This is a genomic window from Rhodovulum sp. P5 (genome assembly GCF_002079305.1).
Lineage (GTDB): Bacteria > Pseudomonadota > Alphaproteobacteria > Rhodobacterales > Rhodobacteraceae > Rhodovulum.
The window spans coordinates 1,356,682-1,375,743 of record NZ_CP015039.1; the positions used below are offsets into that span (position 1 = coordinate 1,356,682).

Annotated in this window: 17 protein-coding genes and 1 pseudogene; 5 read left to right on the plus strand and 13 right to left on the minus strand. The window is 65.3% G+C overall.

From position 1 onward, the window contains the following. Positions 1-14: 14 nt before the first annotated feature. Positions 15-905: a hypothetical protein gene (locus RGUI_RS06635; RefSeq protein ID WP_081532325.1), complete on the minus strand. Its 891-nt coding sequence runs from the start codon at positions 903-905 to the stop codon at positions 15-17. 59 nt (positions 906-964) lie between these two features. Further along, positions 965-1,765, minus strand: coding sequence for an ABC transporter permease (locus RGUI_RS06640; RefSeq protein ID WP_253798946.1), 801 nt, complete (start codon positions 1,763-1,765; stop codon positions 965-967). Between the two features lie 137 nt (positions 1,766-1,902). On the opposite strand from RGUI_RS06640, the pseudogene RGUI_RS06645 reads away from it, so the two are divergent. Beyond that, positions 1,903-2,498 (plus strand): annotated as a pseudogene (locus RGUI_RS06645) (GcrA family cell cycle regulator). Between the two features lie 151 nt (positions 2,499-2,649). Then, the gene (gene rimO / locus RGUI_RS06650; RefSeq protein WP_081532326.1) at positions 2,650-4,020 is read left to right on the plus strand and encodes a 30S ribosomal protein S12 methylthiotransferase RimO; all 1,371 of its coding nucleotides are present in this window, start codon (positions 2,650-2,652) and stop codon (positions 4,018-4,020) included. Positions 4,021-4,087: 67 nt separating this feature from the next. On the opposite strand, the gene RGUI_RS06655 is transcribed toward rimO, so the two are convergent. The 5 genes from RGUI_RS06655 to RGUI_RS06675 form a co-directional block, all read right to left on the minus strand. Further along, entirely contained in the window at positions 4,088-5,128 is a 1,041-nt protein-coding gene (locus tag RGUI_RS06655) for a GGDEF domain-containing protein (protein ID WP_081532327.1), read from the minus strand. After that, positions 5,125-5,712 (minus strand): heme NO-binding domain-containing protein, encoded by a 588-nt coding sequence (locus RGUI_RS06660; protein ID WP_081532328.1) that lies wholly within the window; start codon positions 5,710-5,712, stop codon positions 5,125-5,127. Before RGUI_RS06660 ends, RGUI_RS06655 begins: the two co-directional genes overlap by 4 nt. Positions 5,713-5,795: 83 nt before the next feature. Continuing rightward, positions 5,796-7,574 carry a DUF4153 domain-containing protein gene (locus RGUI_RS06665; RefSeq protein ID WP_081532329.1) on the minus strand — a complete coding sequence of 593 codons (1,779 nt, stop codon included), beginning with the start codon at positions 7,572-7,574 and terminating at the stop codon, positions 5,796-5,798. Continuing rightward, positions 7,571-8,293, minus strand: coding sequence for an HAD family hydrolase (locus RGUI_RS06670; RefSeq protein WP_081532330.1), 723 nt, complete (start codon positions 8,291-8,293; stop codon positions 7,571-7,573). The genes RGUI_RS06665 and RGUI_RS06670 overlap by 4 nt, the downstream gene beginning before the upstream one ends. An 84-nt stretch (positions 8,294-8,377) precedes the next feature. Next, the gene (locus RGUI_RS06675) at positions 8,378-8,656 is read right to left on the minus strand and encodes a DUF3572 domain-containing protein (protein ID WP_253798949.1); all 279 of its coding nucleotides are present in this window, start codon (positions 8,654-8,656) and stop codon (positions 8,378-8,380) included. Positions 8,657-8,770: 114 nt separating this feature from the next. Here RGUI_RS06675 and RGUI_RS06680 point away from each other — a divergent pair, with 114 nt between their 5' ends. Continuing rightward, positions 8,771-10,174 carry a diguanylate cyclase gene (locus RGUI_RS06680; protein WP_081532332.1) on the plus strand — a complete coding sequence of 468 codons (1,404 nt, stop codon included), beginning with the start codon at positions 8,771-8,773 and terminating at the stop codon, positions 10,172-10,174. Positions 10,175-10,284: 110 nt separating this feature from the next. Here the strand turns inward: RGUI_RS06680 and RGUI_RS06685 are convergent, their stop codons facing one another. The 4 genes from RGUI_RS06685 to RGUI_RS06700 form a co-directional block, all read right to left on the minus strand. Next, positions 10,285-10,785: a periplasmic heavy metal sensor gene (locus RGUI_RS06685; RefSeq protein WP_172841096.1), complete on the minus strand. Its 501-nt coding sequence runs from the start codon at positions 10,783-10,785 to the stop codon at positions 10,285-10,287. A 37-nt stretch (positions 10,786-10,822) separates the two neighbouring features. After that, a complete protein-coding gene (locus tag RGUI_RS06690; RefSeq protein WP_156882890.1) occupies positions 10,823-11,143 on the minus strand; it encodes a dihydroorotate dehydrogenase in 321 nt (106 codons plus the stop codon). 7 nt (positions 11,144-11,150) lie between these two features. Further along, positions 11,151-11,735 carry an RNA polymerase sigma factor gene (locus RGUI_RS06695; protein ID WP_081532335.1) on the minus strand — a complete coding sequence of 195 codons (585 nt, stop codon included), beginning with the start codon at positions 11,733-11,735 and terminating at the stop codon, positions 11,151-11,153. A 78-nt stretch (positions 11,736-11,813) separates the two neighbouring features. After that, complete coding sequence (locus RGUI_RS06700) at positions 11,814-12,692, minus strand: EF-hand domain-containing protein (RefSeq protein ID WP_216640108.1); 879 nt, start codon at positions 12,690-12,692, stop codon at positions 11,814-11,816. Positions 12,693-12,922: 230 nt separating this feature from the next. Here RGUI_RS06700 and RGUI_RS06705 point away from each other — a divergent pair, with 230 nt between their 5' ends. Both RGUI_RS06705 and RGUI_RS06710 read left to right on the plus strand, forming a co-directional pair. Beyond that, positions 12,923-13,321 (plus strand): DUF983 domain-containing protein, encoded by a 399-nt coding sequence (locus RGUI_RS06705; RefSeq protein WP_081532337.1) that lies wholly within the window; start codon positions 12,923-12,925, stop codon positions 13,319-13,321. After that, positions 13,282-13,992, plus strand: a complete 711-nt coding sequence (locus RGUI_RS06710) for an NUDIX hydrolase (RefSeq protein WP_081532338.1) — start codon at positions 13,282-13,284, stop codon at positions 13,990-13,992. The genes RGUI_RS06705 and RGUI_RS06710 overlap by 40 nt, the downstream gene beginning before the upstream one ends. An 8-nt stretch (positions 13,993-14,000) precedes the next feature. Here the strand turns inward: RGUI_RS06710 and RGUI_RS06715 are convergent, their stop codons facing one another. Then, on the minus strand, positions 14,001-14,906 hold the full coding sequence (locus RGUI_RS06715) for a DMT family transporter (protein ID WP_081532339.1): 906 nt from the start codon (positions 14,904-14,906) through the stop codon (positions 14,001-14,003). A gap of 101 nt (positions 14,907-15,007) precedes the next feature. Continuing rightward, positions 15,008-18,670: a vitamin B12-dependent ribonucleotide reductase gene (locus tag RGUI_RS06720; protein WP_081532340.1), complete on the minus strand. Its 3,663-nt coding sequence runs from the start codon at positions 18,668-18,670 to the stop codon at positions 15,008-15,010. Positions 18,671-19,062: the final 392 nt, after the last annotated feature.

Below are 19,062 nucleotides of genomic sequence, written 5' to 3' on the forward strand. Positions count from 1 at the left end.
CGTTCTGGCCCGGTTCAGGGTCGGTCGAACAAGGCCGTGACCCTTGGGGCGTGGGCACCCCGCCCGCCATGAATGGTATATCCGTAGTACCAGACACCCCCTTGGGTCGCGGAGCGCCAGACGTCGACCCGGCCGCGCCGGAAGATCATGTCGCCCCGCCGCTCTGCCGTGCTGTGGAGCCCTGAGCCGAACACCAGGTAGTGGGCATATTTCTTGGCCACGTAGAGACGCCGGAAGCGCAAGTCATTGGCCGCCGTGGCGGTTTCCGCCGCCCATGTGGTGCCAGACAACGTGTCGTGGGCGGCATAGACCGCGTCAAGGTCGTCCACGATCTGCTGCATGAAGGCGATCTCGGGCGCATAGGTCGCCTCCAGCCGGGCAACCTCTTCGTCCGGCATGCGGGAGGTGCCCTCGGCCTGGGCCAGTACCGCCAGCAGCAATGCCGCACTCAACGCGTTTGCAAGCAGGAAGCCGAACGATCGGCCCCACCCGGCCGCCAGCCCGAAGGCGACCCTCAGCAGGGCCAACTCAACAGCCGTGTCGACCAGCGTGACGAATGCGAGTGCCACGCCTGCCTCGACCGCCGGAGAGCCATATGTCACCCCCAGAACCAACGGTGCGATAAGCGGGTACAGCCCCATGCCGAGGACGGGATAAACCACCAGACCCAACGCCGCCGTGACCGCGTTGACGACGACCGAGAGCACCGCAGCCCTGCGCCAGCCGAGCGCGAACAGCCATTTGATCGCCGCCGCCTCGATCCCGATGGCCAGAAGAATGACCCATGCGTGCTGTAGCCGCGCCCAGCCGATCAGCGGCGCCATCGGGATATCGGCATACAGCACCGGCGCCCACAGCACCTGCACCAGTGCCATCCCGATCAAAGCCAGAAAGATGCGCTGCATGTATGCCTCCACCCCCAGCCAGTTTACCGGAGTCAGCCCCGGGGTCGGTCGGCCGAACCTCAGGCCTTGATACGATACCCGTTCCGGAACCAGCGCCAACACAGATACATCACGCCCCCCGTCGCGGCCGAGCAGACGGCCAGCCCCAGCCACGGAGAGCTGTCGGATGTACCGATGATGCCGTAGCGAACCCCGTCGATCAGGTAGAAGACCGGGTTCACATGGGTCACGATCTGCATCGGCAGCGGCAGACGCTCGATGGAATAAAAGGTGCCGGATAGAAAGCTGAGCGGGGTGATGATGAAATTGGTGATCGCGGCCATCTGGTCGAACTTGTTGGCATAGATCGCCGCCACAATGCCCAGCGCCGACAGGAAGGACGAGCCGAGCAGCACGAAAACCAGCGCCCAGAGCGGATGCGCCACGCCCATGCCCAGCACCAGCAACATCAGCAGGCCCACGGCCAGCGCCACCAGCAGACCGCGCACCACGCCGCCCGCGACATAGCCGACCAGCAGTTCGGCGGCCGAAAGCGGCGGCATCAGCGTATCGACGATATTGCCCTGCACCTTGGAAATCAGGATCGAGGACGACGTGTTGGCAAAGGCATTCTGGATCACCGTCATCATCAGGATGCCGGGGGCAAGGAAATGGATGTAGGGCACGCCCATGACCGCACCCCGCGTCCCGCCGATGGCCAGGGAGAACACCCCCAGAAACAGCGCCGCGGTGACCAGCGGGGCCGCGATGGTCTGGGTCCAGACCGCAAGGAAACGTTGGATCTCACGGATGCTCAGCGTGTAAAGCCCCAGCCAGTTAACCCGGCCGAAACGCCTGACGCCCATTTCTGTCGATGCCATGGCCTGCCCCTTTCCTCGCCGGATGCTTGTATCCCCGAACCGGCCCGGATTAGAATAGGTCCCTGAGGGATTTCTCCAAGCCGGCAGGCAAACGCGCGCATTCCGCCGTCGCCGCCAGCCCAACCAAGGAAACACACATGTCCTGGACCGAAGAGCGTGTCGAAACGCTGAAACGTATGTGGGCAGAGGGCCAGTCGGCCAGCCAGATCGCCAAGGAATTGGGCGGGGTCACACGCAACGCGGTGATCGGCAAGGTGCACCGGCTGGGCCTTTCGAACCGGGCCGGCAGCGCCCCGCCCCCGGCCAAGCCTGCCGCAGCAAAGGACAAGCCCGCCGCCAAGCCCGAGGCCGAGGCCCCGCCCCGGAAGCCCCGGAGACGGAGGCCGAGCCCGCCGCAGCGGACCCGCCCGAACCCGAGAAGGCGGCAGAGCCCGCGACGACGCCCGCGATCCGCAAGCCGATCGTGCCGGCCGGTCAGCCGCTGCCGCCGCAACCCTCTGCCAACGAGATCAGCCCCGAGACGCTGGCCTCGGTCCGCGAGGTGGAAAAGACGGCCCGCAAGATCTCGTTGATGGAGTTGACGGAGCGCACCTGCAAATGGCCCATCGGCGACCCCGCGACCGACGATTTCTGGTTCTGCGGCCTGCCGGTGCAGCAGGGCAAACCCTATTGCGAGGCCCATGTCAGCGTCGCCTTCCAACCGATGAGCGCGCGGCGCGACCGCAAGCGCTGATCGTATTTGGCCAGGCACGACCCACGCGGCCCGCCCGATCTGGCGGGCCGCATCTGGGTTTGGCGGCGTCCGATATTGCCTGACGCACTGGTGACGGAATGCTTGCCCAATATCCTTTTGCGCCGGCCCCACTTGCGCTAGGACGCTGGCTATGAGCAACCCGCCAGACCTCCGCCCCGATATCGCGCCCCGCGCGCGACTGACAGAGACCGCCCGCCCCGGCCAGCCCACCATCGGCATGGTGTCGCTGGGCTGCCCCAAGGCACTCGTCGACAGCGAGCGTATTCTGACCCGCCTGCGCGCCGAGGGCTATGCGATCAGCCCCGACTATGCCGGCGCGGACGCGGTGATCGTGAACACCTGCGGGTTTCTGGACTCGGCCAAGGCCGAGAGCCTTGAGGCCATCGGCGAGGCGCTGGCCGAAAACGGGCGGGTGATCGTGACCGGCTGCCTGGGCGCAGAGCCCGCCTTCATCACCGGTGCGCATCCCAGCGTTCTGGCCGTCACAGGCCCCCATCAATACGAACAGGTTCTGGATGCCGTGCATGCCGCGGTGCCGCCGGACCCCGACCCGTTCGTCGACCTTCTGCCCCCCGCCGGCGTGAAGCTGACCCCGCGGCATTACAGCTATCTGAAAATCTCCGAAGGCTGTAACCACCATTGCCGGTTCTGCATCATCCCCGACATGCGGGGGCGGCTGGCGTCACGCCCGGCCCATGCGGTGATCCGCGAGGCGGAGAAGCTGGTCGAGGCCGGGGTAAAGGAACTGCTGGTCATCAGCCAGGATACATCGGCCTATGGGGTCGATCTCAAACACGGCACGCAGAATGGCCACCGCGCCCATATCACCGATCTGGCCCGCGATCTTGGCTCACTCGGAGCATGGATACGGCTGCACTACGTCTACCCCTACCCCCATGTGCGCGAGCTGATCCCGCTGATGGCCGAGGGGCTGATCCTGCCCTATCTCGACATCCCGTTCCAGCACGCCCATCCCGACACGCTGAAACGCATGGCGCGTCCGGCCGCCGCGGCCAAGACGCTGGACGAAATCGCCGCATGGCGCGCGATCTGCCCCGATATCGCCCTGCGCTCCACCTTCATCGTCGGCTATCCGGGCGAGACAGAGGCAGAGTTCCAGACCCTGCTCGACTGGCTGGAGGAGGCGCAACTCGACCGGGTGGGGTGCTTCCAGTACGAAGACGTCGCAGGCGCACAGTCGAACGCCCTGCCCGACCATGTGCCCGCCGAGGTGAAGCAGGACCGGTGGGAACGGTTCATGGAAGCCGCGCAGGCCATTTCAGAGGCGCAGCTGGCCGCCAAGGTCGGGCGGCATCTGGACGTCATCGTGGACGATATCGACGAGGACGGCATCGCAACCTGCCGTACAAAGGCGGACGCCCCCGAAATCGACGGCTGCCTGTTCATCGACGAGGGGACCGAGGGACTATCCCCCGGCGATATCGTGACGGTCGAGGTGGACGAGGCCGGCGATTACGACCTGTGGGGGCGCCGCGTCTGACCCGCCCCCCCCCGTTGTCGAACGACACACCCGCCGACCGGTGCCGGGGCAGGCCACAACGTTGTCGTCAACCGGCCTTGGGCACCTCGGTTTCACCCTCTTCCTGCGCGTTGTGGAACACCGTGGCGCATCCGCGCCCCCGCCGCTTGGAGGCATAGAGGGCAACATCGGCCTCGTGGATCAACCGCTTGGGGTCGGTTGGCACAATGCCGTCGGCAATGCTGATACCGATGCTGCCCGAAATGCGGCAAGTGATGTCGGAAAACCGGATCGGTTCCTCCAGCCGGGCGATCATCCGCTCCGCCGCGGCCAACAGGCTGTCCGGGTCGACCAGATCGACGAAAAGAACAATGAACTCATCCCCGCCGAAACGTGCAACGAGGTCTTTCTCCCGGCACTGGGCCCTGAGGATCCGCGCAGCCGTGGCAAGAACCCTGTCGCCCGCGGCATGGCCGTGGGTGTCGTTGACCTGCTTGAAATGATCCAGATCGACATGCATCAGGGCAAAGCGTCGTTTTGACGTCAGCAGGTCGTCGAGGGCGGCCTCGAATCCGCGACGATTCAACAGACCCGTCAACGTATCGGTGGCGGCTTCGTTTTCGGCGAACTCGCGCGCGCCGTTCAACTGCTGCGCCAGGCGCTTCAACTCTCCGGTGATCGCCGCCTTGCCCTCCATCAGGTACAGAAGTTCGACGGCAAGTTCGGACGGGGCGAAATCGTTCAGCTTCAGATCGAACCGCTTGACCGCTTCGAAGAGCGAAATCCCCAGGGACAGGTTCAGAAACGCCCCCGTCCCACCGGGAAGGGCCACGATATGCCCCTTGAGCGGCAAATCGGGCACATCGGTCAGCGACACCCGCAATTGCATGCCCTGCATCCGCAGAAGCTGATCCAGTGAATGGGATTGCCGGGGGCGGGACAGGCACAGAACCTCATCCAGTCGGCGTTCGTGCAAAGACCGCCCGGCCAGCCGCGTCAGCGTCGGTCCGGCCCGGACCACGAAATTTCCGGCGCCTACCCAAATATGCATCGGCATCAGCGAATCAAGCGCCGAACCCGACAGGCCGATCACGCGATTGCTGCCGACATTCTCCAGGCCCGACGTCATGCCAGCGTCCCGCTGAGAGAAAAGGCCCTGCCCTCGGAGAATTTCACGTCCAAAAGATTGATCCGAAGAAGGCCGCCATCGGCATGCGCCTCTTCGACCTCAAGCAGGACAAGGGCACCGTAGTCATCGGCAATGGCGCGCAGCATGCCCTCCATCACGTGAATGCAGCATTCCATCCCGTTGCGGGAGCGCAGCAGGAAACTGCCGCCGCCGTCCTCTTGCAGTTCCAGTTCCGGAACCGGGAAATCCGGCACGATCAGGCGCAAACGTTCGGGAAAATCCTCCAGCGAGTATATGAAGTCGGAAAATGTTTCCCCGCCGAACCGAAGAAGCCGCCGCAGCGGCTCCAGCGACGGATCGGACACAAGGAACGTCCCGAGATCCTCCAGCAACATCGATCGGGGCTGGTTCAGGCTTTCGGCCGCACTGCTGATCAGCGCGCCGGTCATCGCATCGCTGTAGTTCAGCAGCGCCGAAAACCCACGGCTTTCGGCGCCCGCGTCGCGTGCGATACGGTCCCAAAGCTCAGGCCCGTATGTCGTCGAAATAAAATACTGTATCGCCCGGTTGACGAGCCCATGCATCGGTCTGACCCACTTCGTTACTGCACAACTGTGTGCATTTGGTAGCCCGGAGCACGTTAATAAACGGCAAATCCCGCTGCGGATCAGCGACCGAAAAACAGCCGTCTGCCATCGGCCTGCAACGCGTTCAGCGGCACAGGCTCCAGGCTGTAGGTCCCGTCGATCAGCGCGTCGATCAGCGACCCCGCCGTGCGATAAACCGCCCCGCCCGCAAGATATTCAGGGCTGCGCATCGAAAAGCCCGGCGCATCCTCGTTCCGGAAATAGGCACGGAGCAGCGCCGCACTGCCGGGGGGCTGCGCAACGACAAGCACCTCATCCCCGCCACGCGGTTCCGAGAAATCGGCGACAAGGGCGACGCAAGCGGGATTGCCATTGGCCGTGCGGGCCCGGCAGGCCTGCGCGATCTGCTGCAACTCCCAAGGCCGGAGGCTTTCGAGCAGATCGCCGGGCAGGGTTGCGCCCTCGGGACGCACGGGCAGGCCCGACGCGATTTCCGCCCGCGCCCGCGCGCCGTCATCGATGCCGTCGCCATGATCAAAGGCGTGCCGGCTTTCGGCATCGTTCAGCAGCGCCAGCCGTTCGGCAAGGCGGGTGGCCTCCGGATGCTCTGTCAGGGCCGCAAGCTGGGCCAGCGCCGCAGCGCCAGCGGGGCCCCAGTCGCGCCCGATGGTCCACAAATCCAGTTCGTCGGCGCTGGCCTTACCGGTTGCAAAGCGCGCGACCTGATTGTCGGCGGCGATCTTCTGCAAATTCAGAACCGGGGTGAAGACGGCCGCAAAGGTCGCAATCGCGACCAGCGCCATCAGGACATTTGCCCGCCTGATCCGCGCGGCCCATCCCCGCCCGCCCAGCAGCGACGCCGCATAGGCCAGCCCATAGCCCAATGCCAGACCGGCCAGCGCGTTGGCGAACACCCGATCCGGCGTCAGCCCGTATTGCTGAACGCGCAGCCAGATCGCGAACAGCGCAAGGCCCGCCAGCGCGGGCAGCAACAGCGACAGGCTCCACGCGAAAAAGCAGGTCAGCCGCCCGACCGGTCGATCCTCTCCCCCGGTGTCGAGCCCGCTGGAAATCAGCATCGTCGCGCCGAAGGCCATGGCCAGCAGAAGACCGGCGGCAGAGAATTCCCCGAAAAGCTGGGTCAGCCCGCGAAACGGCACCGCACCCAGAAACACGATAATGACGACCAGAACCACCGGCAGCAGAAGGCGCAGCAGCAACAGCAACAGTTCCGAAGAGATGTAGTCCGACAACTCTCCGACGACCGCGAGCGCCAGCCCCAGCGTCAGACCCGACAGCAGGAACACGATTTCCCCACGTGCGATCAGGCGCGCGATCAGGTCGATGCCCACGATCTCCAACAGCGCGTTCGACAGGAACAGCACCGCCCAGACCAGCCCCACGAAGAGCCACGAGGCCGTAAAGCGCACGACGATCATCCATGACTGGTCGAACAGCACGGCATAGTCCGACCATCGCGTGCCACGGCCGATGGCGGCGATCAGGAACGGCAGCGGCAAGAACCACAACAGCGCGACAGCGGCCACCGGATGCCCGGTGTCGAGATAGACCGCCACCGTATCGAAGCGCAGGCTGGCCCAGGTCATCAACCCCGCCAGCGGCAGCGCAAAGACAGCCGCCGCCGCAAGCGCCGGCCAAAGCCGGAGCGGCCCCGCAAGCGCCAGCGCCGTGGCGAAGAACGCGGCGGCGAGGCTTCGCAGGAACAGCAATTGCCGCGGGGCATCCGCCAGATATCCCGGCGCGACATCGCGCAGCGCCCAGGCCGCCGCACCGCCCGCCAAGCCGATCAGGCCAAGGGCAATGCGCCCGGTCAGCGGCGATGCCGTGGCGCCGGTCACGCGCTTGGCCCGGGGGCGGGGCCCGCCAACCGGTCCAGCAGGGCGGGCAAATGCCCGATATCGGGCAGAACCGCATCGGCGAGATCGGCCAGACCCTCGGCCCGGGCAAGACCGGTCAGAACCCCCACGGTCATCATGCCCGCCGCGCGGCCCGCATTCAGGTCATGGCGGCTGTCGCCCACCATCATCACCTCGCCCGCACCCCGCCCGGTTTCCCGGGCAAAGGCCAACAGAGGGCCGGGATCGGGCTTTGCACCGTGGCCACTGTCGCAGCCGGCAACGAAATCGAAACGTGCAAGGATTCCCGCACCGTCCAGATGCGCGCGCGCGGGACCCTCTGCATCGTTTGTCACGACACCGAGTGTCAGACCCCGCGCGGCAAGGCGTTCCATCAGCGGATCAAGTGGCACGGCCGGAACCATGGGCGCGTGTTCCGCCGCATCGATCAGCCAGTTGGCCAGTTCATTGGGCCGCATCTGCGGCAGATGCGGCATCATCACCCGCACCACGTCGCCGGGCGTGCCGGCAATCGCGGGGCTGGACGGCAGGAAGCAGCCACTTTCCACATCGAAGCCCAGCGCCGTTGCAAGGGCCGCCTTGTCCGCAGCCTGCCGGGCCTCCAGGTCGTCCAGAATACCGGCCGCCCAGCTTCCCCAACTGCGGTGGAAATCGAAAAGCGTGCCATCCTTGTCGAAGAGAATTGCCGTGATCGCGACCATCTGCACACCGTATTCCGCGCCGTCACGACCGTCTTGCCGACTGCGGTCTGGCAATGCAATCGCCGTGTGGCCCGTTTTGCCCGATCACGTCCAGTGCGGGTCGTTTCCGCCGGGCAGGTCCGCGCGGGCCTGCAGCAGCGCCTCCCCCGGCAGCCCCTCTGCCTGGCAGAAGGCGATGACCCAGGCATCGTCCATCAGCAGGAAGTCGAGGATCGCGGCCAGCATCTCGGGATCGTCTGCCCGGTGCAGCAGATCCTCCTGCGCAAGGCCCGTGGAGCCCAGGAACACGGGCCGCAACTCGTCATGGGCAACCAGCCATGCAAGTGCCCGCAGTGCCACAACTTCGCCGCTTTCCCTAACCAATTCCCACTCCTGCTCAATTGGTTAAAGGCTTTGTTAACACTTGGGCCGCAAGACTGCAGCATAGAAGACCGTTTAACCAGTGTTTCATTTCGTCTTTCCCAAGGAGGGCCTGCGATGTCCCGGCGAATACTGATCGTCGATGACGTGGCAACGAACCGGATCGTCATGAAAGTGCGTCTGAGCGACGCCCATTACGAAGTGTTGCAGGCCAGCGATGGCCAAAGCGCGATCGAGATCGCGCGGCGTGAAAAACCCGACCTGATCCTGCTGGACATGACGCTGCGCGACATGGACGGGACAGAGTTCTGCCGCCGCCTCAAGGCGGATCAGGACACCGCAGCCATTCCGCTGATCGTTGTGACTGCGGCCACCGGGACCCGGGCAAAGATGGCCGCCTTGCAGGCCGGCGCGGACGAATTCCTGTCCAAGCCCCTGGACGAGATGATCCTGCTGGCCCGCGTGCGCAGCCTGCTGCGCGCCCGCGAAACGGCCGAGGAACTGGCCCTCCGCCACGGCACGCAGCGCATGCTGGGCTTTGGCGAGACGCCGGAAACCTTCCTGCCGCCCGGCGAAATCGCTCTGATCGGCGCCGATCCGCGGATCTCCCGCCGCTGGCGGACGGAACTGGACCCGCTGATTTCCGACCGCATCACGCCCATGACCCGGGCCGAGGCCCTGCAACCTGCGGCAAGCGACCAGACCCCCGACCTTTACGTGATCGACGCCGATCTGGCACCGGAGGGAACGGGGCTGCGCATGCTTAGCGAATTGCGGGCGCGCAGCGAAACCCGCTATGCCGCGATCCTTGTCGTGGTGCCAGAGGCCGCGCGCGATACCGCAGCGATGGCGCTGGACCTGGGCGCGAACGACCTGATCACGGCCCCGGTCGACCCGCAGGAACTGGCCCTGCGGATCAAGACGCAACTCAAGCGCAAGCGCCAGGCCGACAGCCTGCGGGCGACCGTTGAAAACGGCCTGAGGCTTGCGGTGACCGACCCGCTGACCGGCCTTTTCAACCGCCGCTATGCCCTGCCCCATCTGGCCCGCATCGCGCAGCGGTCCGCGGAAACCGACCGAAGCTATGGCGTGATGCTGCTGGACATCGACCGCTTCAAACGGGTGAACGACACCTACGGGCATGCCGCCGGCGATGCAGTTCTGACCGCGGTGGCGCAACGCCTGCGCGACAACCTGCGCCCGGTCGACCTGATCGCCCGTATCGGCGGAGAGGAATTCATGGTCGCCCTGCCCGACAGCGATACCGACTATGTCTGCCAGATCGCCGAACGCCTGCGCCACGCCATCGAGGAACGCCCGGTCCCCCTGCCCAACGGTCACGACGCGATCAAGGTGACTATCAGCATCGGCGCCGCGATCAGCGAAGGCCGGCCGCCGGCCGCCGAGACGGACGATCTGGAATCAGAGGTCCGCGTGCTGATGGACCATGCCGACCGCGCGCTTTATGGCGCCAAGGCGTCGGGGCGGAACACCGTCGAAATCAGCCAGACGGCGGCCTGAAAGGCCCTGCGGGCGATCCCCTTCGACCATCATCTACAGACGTGAAAAGGGGCCGCAGATCGGCCCCTTGTCGTTTTCCGGTTGTTTGCGGGCTGGCCGTTCGGTCTGCCCTACCGTCCCCGGTCGTGGGGCGGCGGACCTCGGCGCAGGGTCCGTTCCAGCCGGTCCGCAAAGTCGGCCCGCTGCTCGGGCGTCATCGCCTCAAGGCGTTTGAGGAAGACCTCGCGCGTCAGCGTCACCCGGTCCTGTATGCGGGTATGCTGCGCCTGCAAAAGATCGCGCACCCGGTCGCCATCATAGGGCTCTGCCCTCAGGGCTGCCAGAACGTCACCGAACGCGGCGCGCACGGCCTTTCGGTTTTCTTGCAGGCGCGGTGCTTGCTCGCGGAAAGCCTGGCGGAGCGCCGCGCGATCCTCGTCACCGAAAGCCCGGCCGTAGGGGCCGAATTCCCTGAGCGACGGGTCCCCGCGCATCGGGCCGCCCGGCCGGTGGCTGATGATCGCCCCGGCGACGATGCCAACGATCAACAGGTTGAGCGTGAGGCTGATCCCCAATGTCACGCGGAGCCAGGGCGGCGTGCCGCGGTTTTGAATGTCGGTCGTCTCGGCCACGATCAGCCCTCCGCCAGATAGGTATCGAGATCGGGCATCATGTCGGCCATGTCATAGCCGCCGCCCAGAAATTGAGTGGTGTAGGTGTCAAGGGCCCCGGGGCGGCATAGCCGATCCAGAGCCCGAAAAGCCCCGCCGTGGCGAGCCCGCCCATCGCCGGCCAGCCGCCAAGTGCCGCAACCAGTCCGGCCAGCACCCCGCGCGGGGCCGGGCGCGATCGCCTTGCGGAACGCTCAGGGGCCGGGGCGGGGCATGCGGCCATCGCGTCGTCCATCACCCGGTCCAGGAAGGCTGCGGAAGGCTCTGTCCTGTCGGTCCGGGCCGCCGCGAAAAGCGTGTCGAGTTCGCTGTCTGTCATCCGCTGCTCAGTCATCTTCAAACCCCAGTTCCTGACGCCGGGGGGCAAGTGCCGCCGCCAGCGCCCGTTTGCCCCGCGCAGTCAGGCTTTCGACCGCCTCGGTGCTGATCTCCATGATTTCGGCAATCTCGGGGTTCGCCAGACCCTCGACATGGCGCAGGACGACCGCCTGCCTTTGCCGCGCTGGCAATGTGCCAAGCGCCTGTTGCAGGGCATCCACCCGGGCCGCCTGTTGCAGACGGGCCTCGGCCCCCGGTGCGTCGTCGGGCGGTTCGGGCACCTCGTCCAGCCCCTGCCCGCGCCGCCGGCGCAGCCGGTCGGTGCACAGGTTGGTGACCACGCGGTACAGCCATGTCGTGACCTTGGCCTCCCCCACCCGCCAGTCGGGCGCCACGCGCCAGAGGCGCAGCATGGCCTCTTGCGCGACATCCTCGGCCTCGGCCCGATCGCCGGTCAGGCGTGCGGCATAGGACAGGACCCACGGCGTCAACCGCATGGTCAGAACCCGCGCGGCCCGTGCATCGCCCCGCCCATAGGCGGTCAGCAGTTCTTCGTCAGAACTCTCGTTCACGGCATCGAAAGGCATGTCCATCCTGTCTCCGGCCTAGTGCGCACCCGTTCGCCCCGCAAGTCCGGCGGGGCAAAACTGCCCCGCCAGCCCTGCACGCCGTTACCAGCGACCGCGCATCGGGCGGAAGTTCTGCGCCGCGGCACCGAATTCCTCCTTCGAGATCGACCCGTCGCCATCGGCGTCGATCCGATTGAAGATCATCTCGGGCCCCGGACGCGCGGCCATTTCCTCGGGGTTGAGCTTGCCGTCGCCATCGGCGTCCATCATCTCGACCAGCGCCTGCGCCCGTTCGGCACGGGCCTCGTCGCTGAGGGTCGGATCGCCGAAGCCGCCATAGTTCGGCGCGCCGTCACCCTGCAGACCGCCGAACATGCCATAGCCGTGGCCCATACCCTGACCCTGCCCCATCATGCCCGGGCGCGGCCCCATGCCATTGCCGGGACCCATACCGTTGCCCGGGCCCATCCCGCCGGGGGACATCCCACAGCCGGGCTGCATGCCGTAACCTTGCCCCATGCCGGGGCCCATGCCATAGCCCTGCCCCATGCCGGGGCCCATTCCATAGCCTTGCCCCATGCCGGGGCCCATGCCATAGCCTTGCCCCATGCCGGGGCCCATTCCATAGCCCTGCCCCATGCCCGGGCCCATGCCATTGCCTTGGCCCATGCCGGGCCCCATGCCATAGCCCTGTCCCGGGCCACGGCCGCCACGGCCCATGCCGCGCCCGTTCCGCATCGGCCCAAGCCCCTCGGCCTCTTCCGCCGAAATCAAGCCGTCCTTGTCGGTATCAAGCGACCCGAACCGCGCCTTGGCGCGGGCGGTGAATTCCTCAAGGCTGACCGTACCGTTGTCATCGGCGTCCATCCGGTCGAACATCATGTCGGCGCGGCTGTTCGCCACGGGCTGCGCCCCCGCCGGCAGGGCAACGAAAAGCACCGCAGCGGCCCCGGCAACCAGCGCCAGCTTCTGCGAAATCATTGATTTTCCATGTTTCATTTCGTTTCTCCTTCTCTCCAAGGCCGTTCCGGACGCAAGCCTTGTGGCCCGCGTTCATCCACTTCTACGGAGGTCGAAACGCTTTCCGTCGCCCGGTGCGAAAGATTTGCGACATCCCGCCGCAAGGACAGCAGGCCACCTGTTAACGCATTCGCGAGTTATTAGATTCAAAATCAAACTTGCACGCAGAAACGCCCCGGAGGCGGGTCGACATGGCAACGACAGATATTGATATGCATGAAACGGGTCACCGGCCGCTTGGTTCGGCGCTGCTTCGTGGTTGGTGCAAACGCTGCCCGAGTTGCGGGGCGGGGCCGATGTTGTCGGGTTATCTTGATGTGCGGGAGCACTGCCCGGTCTGCATGGAAGAATTGCACCACCACCATTCCGACGATGGGCCCGCCTATCTGACGATCCTGATCGTGGGATTCCTGATGGCGCCCCCGATCGTGGCGGCGGTCATGGTGTTCAAGCCCGATCCGCTGGTGCTGACCTCGATATTCTCCATTGGCTGCGTCGCGCTGGCCCTGTACCTTCTGCCAAGGTTGAAAGGGGTCATGGTGGCACTGCAATGGGCCAAGAGGATGCACGGCTTCGGCCACAGGCGGTAGACGGCCCGCCGATCCGCGATGCGGCCAGCGTGATCGTGCTGCGTGACACGGGCGGCGTGCCAAGCGTTCTGATGGGCCAGCGCGGCTCCTCTGCCGCGTTCATGCCCGACAAGTTCGTCTTTCCCGGCGGCGCCGTGGATGCCGAGGATGCGTCGGTTCCGCTGGCCTGCCCGCTCTCCCACTTGTGCGAAACCCGCCTCTCCCGGCATGCGGACCCGGACGTGGCCCCGGCCCTTGTCGCCGCAGCGATCCGCGAGCTGTGGGAGGAAACCGGGCTTGTCCTGGGGCAGCCCGGCGTTTGGCCCGGGCCCGCGCCCCGCGGATGGCGCGGGTTTGCCGACGCGGGTTTCCGGCCCTCGGCTGCAGGCGTTCATTTCGTGTTTCGCGCGATCACGCCGCCCGGCCGGCCGCGCCGCTTCGATGCCCGGTTTTTCCTTGTTGAGGCCGGATCGCTGGCCAGCGATCCCGATGATTTCTCGGGTGCCGAGGACGAGTTGCGCCACCTGCAATGGGTCCCCCTGTCCAAGGCGCGATCGTTCAACCTGCCCTTCATCACCGAGGTCGTGCTGGCCGAAGTCATGGCGATGGTCCGCAACGGCATGCCGCCCGCAAGCGTTCCGTTCTTCAACAACCTCGGTGAGCGGTCGGAGTTCCTTCGGATCGGCGCGTGAGGCCGTCGTCAGATCGCAAGGATCAGGATCAGGATCGAGGCGCTCAGGAACCCCATCGCCAGCAGTTCCCGCCCGCTGGTCTTTTCCTTGAAGACGAAGGTCGCGGCAAGAAAGCTGAAGATCAGTTCCACCTGCCCCAGCGCCTTGACATAGGCCGCCTTTTGCAAGGTGAAGGCCAGAAACCATCCGCCCGAGCCCAGAAGCGAGGTCAGCCCGACCAGCGCCGTCACGCGCCAGTTGGCAAGAACGCGCGTGATCTCTCCCCGCTCGCGCAGGGCCAGCCAAGCGGCCATGGCAAGGCTTTGCGAGGTCGCCACGATGAACAACAGTAGCGCCGCACTCAGGAACACGTCATCGAGCCCGAGCGCCAGCGACGCCCCGCGATAGCCCGTGGCCGACATCGCGAACAACACGCCCGAGGCCAGCCCCAACCCCGAAGCCGGGTTCATCAGGCGCCGGTGCCAGGGAACGCCCGCCGCCGCGGGGGCATCCGACAGAAGGATCACGCCGACAAACCCCACGAGGATCGCGAAGAGCCCGGGCACCGACACGCCCTCGCCCAACACGATCAGGCTGACCAGCGCGGTTTGCAGAACCTCGGTCTTCTTGAAGGTAATCCCGACGGCGAAATTGCGGTGGGCGAAAAGCGCCACCACGCACATCGTTGCCACGATCTGCGACAACCCGCCGGCCATCGCCAACGTCCAGAAACGCAATGACAGATGCGGCACGCCCTGCCCCGTCACAGCCATGTAGACGGCGACGATCACGAAGGCCAGCGGCGCGGAAAAGACGAACCGGGCAAAGGTCGCGCCCCCGGTGGACAGCCGCGTTGCCTTCAGATGCTTTTGAAGCATGAAGCGCAGGTTCTGCACGAAGGCGGCGAACAGCGTGATCGGGATCCATGCGGCCATGCCACCGTTTGCCACCGCACAGACGGACTGTCGAGCGGCAAAAGGCGGCCCCCGATGCGGGGCCGCCTTCGCCTTTACGTCAGACCTGTCTCAGGGTCGCGTCAGCTGCACCCAGACGTCGCGCCGCAGGTGTTGCACTTCATGCAGGTGCCGTTCCTGACCAGCGTGTAGTTGCCGCATTCGCCGCAGGGGTCGCCCTCATAGCCCTGCATCTTCGCCTTGGTCCGCGCGTCGATGGAAACGGAGCCGGAGGCCAGCGCGGTCTCGTTCAGGCTTTCCGACACGACGGTCTCCATCGCGATGGCCGCGGCAGAGGCATCCAGCGCCGCAGCGCCCCCCTGAAGGACGACCAGTTCCTGCGGCAGACGCTTGCGCAGATAACCGGTGGAACTGATCTGCTTCAGCACCTCCAACGATTTCGACGCTGCGCGTTCGGACACCGGGGTCACGTTGGGTTTGCCCTCTGCATCGCCCGCGCCCAGTTCCTCGAACGCCGCGCCCTGCGGTTTGACATGGGCCAGATCGGTCCGGTCGAGATAGCTGATCGCGAGTTCGCGGAAGATGTAGTCCAGGATCGACGTGGCGTTCTTGACGCTGTCATTGCCCTGCACCATGCCCGCAGGTTCAAACCGGGTGAAGGTAAAGGCCTCCACGAATTCCTCCAGCGGCACGCCGTATTGCAGACCGACCGAGACCGCGATGGCGAAGTTGTTCATCATCGCCCGGAAGCCGGCGCCTTCCTTGTGCATGTCGATGAAGATCTCGCCCAGCGAGCCGTCGGAATATTCGCCGGTGCGCAGATAGACCTTGTGCCCGCCCACGATGGCCTTTTGCGTATAGCCCTTGCGCCGGTCTGGCAGCTTTTCCCGGTGGGAGCGCTGGATTTCCTTGACCACGACCTTTTCGATGATCTTCTCGGCGATCACCGTGGCCTTTTCCGGGACCGAGCCCGACATCAGGACCTCTTCGGCCTCCTCGTCGTCCTCGACAAGGCTGGAAGCCAGGGGCTGGCTGAGTTTGGAGCCGTCGCGGTAAAGCGCGTTGGCCTTCACCCCCAGCGACCAGGACAGTTCATAGGCGTTCAGGCAATCCTCGATGCTGGCATCGTTGGGCATGTTGATCGTCTTGGAGATCGCGCCCGAGATGAAGCTTTGGGCCGCGGCCATCATCTTGATATGCGCCTCGACCGACAGGAAACGCTTGCCTTTCTTGCCGCAGGCATTGGCGCAATCGAAGACGTGGTAGTGTTCGGTCCGCAGATGGGGGGCGCCTTCCAGCGTCATGGTCCCGCAGACATGGTCGTTCGCGGCCTCGATCTCGGCCCTGGTGAAGCCCAGATGCCGCAGCAGGTCGAAGCCCGGGTCGGTCAGTTTCTCGGCGGGGATGCCCAGAACCTCGGTGCAGAAGGCCTCACCCAGGGTCCACTGGTTGAAGACGAAGCGGATGTCGAAGGCCGACGGAAGCGCCGCCTCGATCTTGTCCAGTTCCGCCTGCCCGAAGCCGTGGCCGAGCAGCGCCTTGTGATCAATCGCGGGCGCCCCCATGAGAGAGCCGTGCCCGACCGCGTAGTCGATGATCTCGGCGATCTGCTCGGGGCCGTAGCCCAGCCCCTCCAGCGCCGCGGGGACAGAGCGGTTGATGATCTTGAAGTAACCGCCACCGGCCAGCTTCTTGAACTTCACCAGCGCAAAGTCGGGCTCGATCCCGGTCGTGTCGCAATCCATCACCAGCCCGATGGTGCCGGTCGGCGCGATCACCGAAACCTGCGCATTGCGGAAGCCGTTCTCCTCGCCCAGCGCAAGGGCATTGTCCCACGCGCTCATCGCGAGACCGACGAGACGCGCATCGGGGCAGTTGTCATGATCCAGCGGCACGGGCTGAACGGCCAGGCGGTCATAGCCCTTGTCCCGCCCCCAGGCTGCGTTGCGGTGGTTGCGAATGACGCGAAGCATGTGATCGGCGTTTCGATCATAGCCGGGGAAAGTGCCCAGTTCGCCCGCGATCTCGGCCGAGGTGGCATAGGCGATACCGCTGAGGATTGCGGTCAGTGCACCGCACATCGCGCGCCCCTCGGGGCTGTCATAGCCCAGCCCCATGGTCATCAGCAGGCCGCCGATATTGGCATAGCCCAGCCCCAGCGTCCGGAAGTCGTAGGACAGTTTCGCGATTTCCTTCGACGGGAACTGCGCCATCATCACGCTGACTTCCAGCGTCAGGGTCCAAAGCCGGGTGGCGTGGATGTAGTCCTCGGCCTGGAACTGCCCGTCTTCCCAGAAGGTCAGCAGGTTCATCGAGGCGAGGTTGCAGGCCGTGTCGTCCAGGAACATGTATTCCGAACACGGGTTGGACGCGCGGATATCCCCGTCTGCCGGGCAGGTGTGCCAGGCGTTGATCGTGTCGTGGAACTGGATCCCCGGATCGGCGCAGGACCAGGCGGCGTGACCCACCTGTTCCCACAGTTCGCGTGCCTTTACGGTCTTGGCGATGCCACCGTCGGTGCGCCGGATCAGTTCCCAGTCTGCGTCTTCGCGGACCGCCTTCAGGAAGGCATCGGTCACCCGGACCGAGTTGTTGGAATTCTGGCCCGACACGGTGCCATAGGCTTCGCTGTCCCAGTCTGTGTCGTAGGTGGGGAACTCGATGGACGAATACCCCTGGCGTGCGTAGTCGAGCACGCGCTTTACATAGGCCTCGGGGATGAGGGCTTTCTTGGCCGCCCGGATCGCCGTTTTCAGCCCCGCGTTGGCCGCGGGATCAAAGGCGTCCTCTTCCTTCCCGTCCCAGGCCCGGATGGCCCCGAAGATCTCGTTGAGGTGTTTTTCATGGGTCTTGGAGCCCGCCACGAGGCTTGCGACCTTCTGTTCCTCGATAACCTTCCAGTTGATGAACTGCTCGATATCCGGGTGATCCATGTCGCAGATCACCATCTTCGCTGCTCGACGGGTTGTCCCGCCTGACTTTATCGCACCGGCCGCCCGGTCGCCGATACGCAGAAAACCCATCAAACCGCTTGATTTACCGCCGCCCGACAGCGCCTCTCCTTCGGCGCGCAGGGAGGAAAAGTTTGTGCCCGTGCCCGAGCCGTACTTGAACAGCCGTGCCTCGCGCACCCACAGGTCCATGATGCCGCCTTCGTTAACCAGATCGTCCTGAATCGACTGGATGAAGCAGGCATGGGGCTGGGGATGTTCGTAGGCGCAGTCGGATTTCACCAGTTCGCCGGTCCGGTAGTCGACGTAGAAATGGCCCTGGCTCGGCCCGTCGATGCCATAGGCCCAGTGCAGGCCGGTGTTGAACCATTGCGGGCTGTTCGGGGCCGCGCGCTGGGTGGCCAGCATATAGCGCATCTCGTCGTAATAGGCGCGGGCGTCGGATTCGTCGGTGAAGTAGCCACCCTTCCAGCCCCAATAGGCCCAGGCGCCCGCCAGACGGTCGAACACCTGCTTGGCGGAGGTTTCCCCGCCGAAACGGTCCTCCTCGGGCAGATCGGCCAGCGCCTCTGTGTCGGGGACGGAGCGCCAGAGGAAGTCCGGCACATCGTCCTCGGGCACCTTCTTCAGCCGTGCGGCAACGCCTGCCTTGCGGAAATATTTCTGCGCGATCACGTCGCTGGCGACCTGGCTCCACCCCGCGGGCACCTCGACCTCATCGAGACGAAACACCACCGTCCCATCGGGATTTCGGATCTCCGACGTCGCCACGGCAAACTCGATTGCGCCGTATGCGCCGGTGTCCTCGGTGGTGAATCTGCGTTCGATTTTCATGGTCTGCCCCGTCCAAGTTTGTCGTTTCGCCGGCCAACTGCCGGCCAAGACATCGCAGGCCCCGGAACTCTGCCTCTCCGGGTCGTTGGCGCCAGTGGCGCAACCTGTCGATGTCGATGTTCTGTCCTGTCGCCGATGCCGCCCCTATATATTGTGGCGCCGCACCCCGTGGCCACAAATTGGCGGAAATGGGGCGACCGGGTCAATGGATTTTTCGTTAATTTGCACAAGTTTTTGGTGTTGACCGGCCGACGAACCACTAGGGCTTGATTCACGGCGGGAGGTCGGCGCGGGGATCGGTCACCGGAAAAGCCAACAACCCAAGGCATTTACAACCGATGGTTGTTTTGGCTAAGGGCCGTCGGGAGCACCCATCGGTCGCATCGGGTTAC

Excerpts from the sequence above, each read along its gene's own strand:
- RGUI_RS06640 (WP_253798946.1), bottom strand. The coding sequence starts at position 1,765 with ATGGCATCGACAGAAATGGGCGTCAGGCGTTTCGGCCGGGTTAACTGG.
- RGUI_RS06660 (WP_081532328.1), bottom strand. The coding sequence starts at position 5,712 with ATGCATGGGCTCGTCAACCGGGCGATACAGTATTTTATTTCGACGACA.
- RGUI_RS06655 (WP_081532327.1), bottom strand. The coding sequence starts at position 5,128 with ATGACGTCGGGCCTGGAGAATGTCGGCAGCAATCGCGTGATCGGCCTG.
- RGUI_RS06705 (WP_081532337.1), top strand. The coding sequence starts at position 12,923 with ATGGCAACGACAGATATTGATATGCATGAAACGGGTCACCGGCCGCTT.
- RGUI_RS06635 (WP_081532325.1), bottom strand. The coding sequence starts at position 905 with ATGCAGCGCATCTTTCTGGCTTTGATCGGGATGGCACTGGTGCAGGTG.
- RGUI_RS06715 (WP_081532339.1), bottom strand. The coding sequence starts at position 14,906 with ATGGCCGCATGGATCCCGATCACGCTGTTCGCCGCCTTCGTGCAGAAC.
- RGUI_RS06700 (WP_216640108.1), bottom strand. The coding sequence starts at position 12,692 with ATGATTTCGCAGAAGCTGGCGCTGGTTGCCGGGGCCGCTGCGGTGCTT.
- RGUI_RS06680 (WP_081532332.1), top strand. The coding sequence starts at position 8,771 with ATGTCCCGGCGAATACTGATCGTCGATGACGTGGCAACGAACCGGATC.
- RGUI_RS06670 (WP_081532330.1), bottom strand. The coding sequence starts at position 8,293 with ATGGTCGCGATCACGGCAATTCTCTTCGACAAGGATGGCACGCTTTTC.
- RGUI_RS06710 (WP_081532338.1), top strand. The coding sequence starts at position 13,282 with ATGGGCCAAGAGGATGCACGGCTTCGGCCACAGGCGGTAGACGGCCCG.
- RGUI_RS06695 (WP_081532335.1), bottom strand. The coding sequence starts at position 11,735 with ATGGACATGCCTTTCGATGCCGTGAACGAGAGTTCTGACGAAGAACTG.
- rimO (WP_081532326.1), top strand. The coding sequence starts at position 2,650 with ATGAGCAACCCGCCAGACCTCCGCCCCGATATCGCGCCCCGCGCGCGA.
- RGUI_RS06720 (WP_081532340.1), bottom strand. The coding sequence starts at position 18,670 with ATGAAAATCGAACGCAGATTCACCACCGAGGACACCGGCGCATACGGC.
- RGUI_RS06690 (WP_156882890.1), bottom strand. The coding sequence starts at position 11,143 with ATGACAGACAGCGAACTCGACACGCTTTTCGCGGCGGCCCGGACCGAC.